The organism is Kineococcus indalonis, assembly GCF_009906395.1.
Taxonomy (GTDB): domain Bacteria; phylum Actinomycetota; class Actinomycetes; order Actinomycetales; family Kineococcaceae; genus Kineococcus; species Kineococcus indalonis.
On the sequence record NZ_JAAALM010000721.1, the window covers coordinates 1 to 1,534 of the forward strand.

The 1,534-nt window shown below is 76.9% G+C and carries 1 protein-coding gene; it reads left to right on the forward strand.

Annotated elements, in window-relative coordinates; translation table 11 throughout:
• Window positions 1–127: 127 nt before the first annotated feature.
• On the forward strand, window positions 128–1,534 hold a 1,407-nt coding region (locus tag GTR00_RS20575), incomplete at its 3' end, for a DEAD/DEAH box helicase (protein ID WP_166613387.1).

Genomic DNA, 1,534 nt, shown 5'->3' on the forward strand with positions numbered 1-1,534 from the left:
GAGCACCCCCGACGCGGACACCCCCGACGCGGACACCCCCGACGCGGAGGTCCGCGAGCCGGAGGCCCCCCGACCGGGGACCGACGAACCCGGGACCGACGAGCCGGAGGCGACGACCTTCGCCGACCTGGCCCTGCGCGAGGAGCTGCTGCGCCCGCTGACCGCGCTGGGCTACGAGGAGCCCACGCCCATCCAGCGCGAGGCCGTGCCGCCGCTGCTGGCCGGGCACGACGTCCTCGGGGTCGCCGCGACCGGCACGGGCAAGACCGCCGCCTACGCCCTGCCCCTGCTGCAGGTCCTGGCGCCGCCGGCCGAGCGGCCCGGCACCCCCACCGCCGTGGTGCTGACCCCCACCCGGGAGCTGGCGGTGCAGGTCTCGGAGGCGATGTACAAGTACGGCCGCGAGCTCGGCGCCCGGGTGCTGCCCGTCTACGGCGGCACCCCGATCGGTCAGCAGCTGCGCTCGCTGGAGCGCGGCGTGGACGTCGTGGTCGCCACCCCCGGCCGGGCGCTGGACCTGCTCGGGCGCGGCGCGCTGACCTTCGAGGCGCTGCGCACCGTGGTGCTCGACGAGGCCGACGAGATGCTGGACATGGGTTTCAGCGAGGACATCGAGGCGCTGCTGGCCGCCACGCCCGAGCACCGCCAGACGGTGCTGTTCTCCGCCACCATGCCCGCGCGCACGGCGGCGCTGGCGCGCCGGCACCTGCGCGACCCGGTGCGGGTGCGCATCGAGCGCGCCCCCCTCGCCGCCGGGGACGCGCCCCGGGTCCGCCAGAGCGCCTACCTGGTGCCGCGCGCGCACAAGACCGCCGCGCTGGGCCGGGTGCTGGACGTGGAGGCGCCCGGCGCGGCCATCGTCTTCTGCCGCACCCGCGAGCAGGTGGACACCGTCACCGAGAGCCTGAACGGGCGCGGGTACCGGGCCGAGGCCCTGCACGGCGGGCTGAGCCAGGACCAGCGGGAGAAGGTGCTGGGCCGGTTGCGCTCGGGCACCGCGGACCTGCTCGTGGCCACCGACGTCGCCGCGCGCGGGCTGGACGTGGAGCACCTGAGCCACGTCGTGAACTACGACGTGCCCAGCGCGCCGGAGTCCTACGTGCACCGCATCGGCCGGGTCGGGCGCGCCGGCCGCGAGGGCGTGGCCATCACCCTGGCCGACTCGCGCGAGCACCGGATGCTGAAGACCATCGAGCGGGTCACCGGCCAGCGCATCGCCGTCGAGGCGCTGCCCACCGTGGCCGACCTGCACGCCCGACGCCTGGAGCTGACGCGCGCGGCGCTGCGCGAGAGCCTGCTCACCGACCAGCTGGACCGCTTCCGCCCCGTCGTGGAGGGCCTCGGCGACGAGTTCGACGTGCTGGAGATCGCCCTGGCCGCCGTCAAGCTCGCCCACGAGGCCACCGGCGGGCGCGACGGCGACGAGGTCGACATCCCCACCGAGCGCCCGGCGACGGGCGCGGCGGCCACCGGGCGCGGCGGCCGCACCGACCCGGCGCAGTGGGTGCCGCTGCTGGCGCGGGTCCTCTTCGAC